This window comes from Hydrocoleum sp. CS-953, from assembly GCF_002260545.1.
GTDB lineage: Bacteria > Cyanobacteriota > Cyanobacteriia > Cyanobacteriales > Microcoleaceae > Trichodesmium.
On the sequence record NZ_LGSU01000638.1, the window covers coordinates 1 to 4,001 of the forward strand.

2 protein-coding genes are annotated in these 4,001 nt (G+C 33.6%); both read left to right on the plus strand.

Going from position 1 to position 4,001, the window contains the following annotated elements; genetic code table 11:
* Positions 1-578 precede the first annotated feature (578 nt).
* A partial coding sequence (locus AFK68_RS07180; protein ID WP_210407276.1) for a tetratricopeptide repeat protein occupies positions 579-3,407 on the plus strand: 2,829 nt, incomplete at its 3' end.
* Between the two features lie 23 nt (positions 3,408-3,430).
* Complete coding sequence (locus AFK68_RS07185; protein ID WP_094672168.1) at positions 3,431-3,742, plus strand: DUF563 domain-containing protein; 312 nt, start codon at positions 3,431-3,433, stop codon at positions 3,740-3,742.
* The last annotated feature ends 259 nt before the right edge of the window (positions 3,743-4,001 follow it).

Consider the following 4,001-nt stretch of genomic DNA (forward strand, 5'->3'; position numbering starts at 1 on the left):
GGGGAGTAGTAATTTTTTTGCTATACTCAGCAGCGAAAATACTAACTTTTTGATTTTTCGGGAACCGTGCATTAAGAGCTGAAACAGGCGTACTTTTTACCGACCTAAAAAGGCTAAAACCTTTATCTGTAAATACTTTGAGATTTAATCAGCAAGCCCTAATTATATCATGGGTATCTGGGCGGGTTTATATAAATTCTAGAGTAAGCATTAAAATTCTAGGTAAAACCCGCCCCTACATTTTGCTACATATAAAATATTTAATTAGATCATTGAGGTTTCTAGTTGCAATGACAGAATAATTCTATGCTAGTAGCCGAGAAAAATGTTATTGATAGCTAAGAATGAAAATAGAAAAACATCTCAGATTAGCAAAATCATACTTGACTGAAGGCAAATTAAGTCAAGCAATAATAACCTGTAAACAAATTTTAGAAATAGANATTAAAATTTTAGATAAACCCCGCCCCTACATTTTGCTACATATAAAATATTTAATTAGATCATTGAGGTTTCTAGTTGCAATGACAGAATAATTCTATGCTAGTAGCCGAGAAAAATGTTATTGATAGCTAAGAATGAAAATAGAAAAACATCTCAGATTAGCAAAATCATACTTGACTGAAGGCAAATTAAGTCAAGCAATAATAACCTGTAAACAAATTTTAGAAATAGAACCAAACTCTGCTGATGCTTACAGAATATTAGGAGAAAGTTACGAAGCAGAAGATAATTTTGATGATGCTATGTCTGCTTATACAAAAGCTTTGGAGATTCAGCCAAAATATCCAGAAGTTCATGCTTTTCTCGGTCAGTTGTATACTCATAAAAGGTGGTTAAGTGAAGCAGTTAATCAATATCAAAAAGCGATTGATTTAGGATTAAAATGGCCGGAAGTATATTATAATTTAGGTAATATAAAGCATCAATATGGAGATTGGAAAGGTGCAATTAATTGCTATGAAACGGCAATTATTTTGAAACCGAATTATCTGAAGGCTTATTTTGGTTTGGGTATCGTTTTTGAATTGCAAAAAAATTATCAATTAGCAGTTGATATTTATAGAAAGTTAATACAATTAAAGCCATATTTTGTAGAAGCTTATAATAATTTAGGTGGCGTTTTAGCCGAGATGAATCGAAGGTCAGAAGCTATTGAAGTTTATCAAAAAGGGTTAGCTATAAAATCAGATTCGGCAGATTTATATAATAATCTTGGCTTTACTATATTAAAGGAAAATCCGATAGAAGCGATCGCTGCTTATTATCGTGCTATAGAATTAGACCCTAATTTTATCAAAGCGCATTATAACTTGGGTAAAGCATTACAAATTATTGGGGAGCATGAATGGGCGGTAAAATATTTTCAAGAAGTTATTAGACTGAAGGAAGAAAAGGATAGTGTTTTAGCCTATAGTGATTGTGCTTTTTCTTTGATGACTATAGGTAAATTTGAACTTGCTTTTGTTTACTTAAAAAATGTAATTACTAATCATAACTTTGTTGATGGTTATTGTCGGGTATTGGAGGCGAAGTTAGGAAATACTGAAAATAAAATATCTGATGAGCTATTTTTGACAAAAGTAGCAGGCTTGAATTTTCTCAAAGAATTGCAAAAATTAGATAATTATTCAGAAAATTCCCAGGAGCAGTATCAAAAAATTTCTCAATATTTGCTGAAATATTATGTTCATTTTGGCAATGTTTTGATGGAAAGTGGGTATTATGAAGGTGCTGAAGATTTTTATCAAAGGGCGTTGCAAATTCAAGCAAGTTCGGCTGAGATTTATTGGTTGTTAGGAAATAGTCTGGTTAAACAAAAACGGTTAAATTCAGCAATTATTAGTTATCAAATATCTCTACAAATTTTACTGAGTGAAAATAGAATTGATGAGACGACAAAGGTTTACTTTGAGTTGGGTAAGGTTCTGGAAAAACAGCAGAGATGGCAGGAGGCAATGGATTATTATGGTAAGGTATTATCGGCAAAAGTACAAGATATTATAAATGATGATTTTCTCCCTTATCAAAAGTTAGAAGGATTATATTTATCGACAAAAGATTGGATTAAAAAGTTAGATGGCAAGAATTATGACGAACGATATATAGAAGTAAGATTAGAAAAATTAGCGACAGAATATATAGAAGAAATTTCTAAATCTCCTATTGAGGTAAATGTTGAAAATAGGAAGAAAAATTTAGAATGTCAAGGGTTAAATTGTGGTGAATGTTTAAAGCAAATTTATCAGTGGTTTAACCCAAAATCTCTTGCTCAAGGGGTATATAGTCTCAGGGTTCAGGGTGAGTTTAGTCAGGAAATATTCTCTCTAACCCCCCTTCCACAACAGGAAACTCAATCTTTACCTCCCCTTCCACAAGAGGAAACTAAATCTTTACCTCCCCAGGAAAGATCCCCCCTAACCCCCCTTCAAAAGGGGGGGACTATATCCCTAACGTCTGTAAGTAAGGAGGGAAGCATATCTACTTTGACAAAAGATGCAAAAAATGGTATTTCAGGATTTTCCTACTTTCAGAAACTTTCCCAGAGTCCTACCTTTGTAACTATAGTACGGTCGGGAAGAGCTTGGATAATGCCCAAGAAAAATCACTGGAGACTATGTTACGGCATTGCCATTATGACTCCAGATAACTATTTATTGGCAGACTTATCTAGGGAATATCCATCTCCATTACCAGGATGCACAAAACATGACCCAAGTCAACATCGAATTTTTGGCTTTGAAGAACTGCCCCCCCTAGAGAAAGTTAATGGTAAGGTAGCAGTATTATCGGTATTATCAGGAAATGTCTATTTTCACTGGATGGTAGACCTACTGCCAAGAATAAAAATATTGCGTCAGGGTATAAATTTAGAAGAGATAGATTGGTTTGTAGTTAACGACTATCAACAACCCTTTCAACGAGAAACATTAAAAAGTCTTGGTGTGAGAGAAGAGAAGATTTTGGCAAGCGATCGCCATCCTCATATTCAGGCAAAAGAATTAGTCGTACCTTCATACCCTAGTTATTTGGGATGGTTACAACCCTGGGGATTAAAATTCTTAAGAGAAGTATTCCTCAGAGGTGTAACTAATAATAAGTCAGATTTTTCGGAAAGAATATATATAGGTAGAGGTAATGCTAGATATCGGCGAGTAATGAACGAAGAAGAGGTAGTAGAGATATTATCGCAGCTTGGTTTTACATACATTACTCCAGAATCAATGTCTCTAGAAAATCAGATTGCCACTTTTGCTCATGCCAAAATTATAGTTGCTCCTCACGGAAGTGGTCTAACAAATATAGTATTCTGTAACCCAGGGACAAAAGTTATCGAACTTTTCTCACCCCACTATCTTAGATACTATTATTGGCATATTAGCCAATTATTAGGATTGGAGCATTACNTACATACATTACTCCAGAATCAATGTCTCTAGAAAATCAGATTGCCACTTTTGCTCATGCCAAAATTATAGTTGCTCCTCACGGAAGTGGTCTAACAAATATAGTATTCTGTAACCCAGGGACAAAAGTTATCGAACTTTTCTCACCCCACTATCTTAGATACTATTATTGGCATATTAGCCAATTATTAGGATTGGAGCATTACTTTTTAATTGGTGAAACATTTAGTTGTTATCCGATTAGAAATATAATGTATGAAAGTTCTTTAGTGGAAGATATTTTAGTGAATTTAGATTCACTGAATCAAATGTTCAAAGTTATAGGTATTGCCTGAAGTCTGAAGTCTGAAGTTAAATTCTTTTAGTCTCTAAGGAGAATTAAAAGTTATGAATTAAGAGGATAATTAGTTAACTTTAGTAGTTACTTGAATATTTTCAAAAGCTGTTTGCCTAGAATTCCGCAGGAAAAGCTAAATGCTTACAAAAAATACCATGAGAAACTCAGAAATTCTTGACAGAAAGAGTAAGTTGAATTTTGACTAGACTCCTTCTAGTTGTTTCCGGGAAAAGACAAGAAAAGAGAATGACAAACTC

Bases quoted from the DNA above. Each gene is read 5' to 3' on its own strand.
- AFK68_RS07185 (WP_094672168.1), top strand. From the start codon at position 3,431: ATGTCTCTAGAAAATCAGATTGCCACTTTTGCTCATGCCAAAATTATA.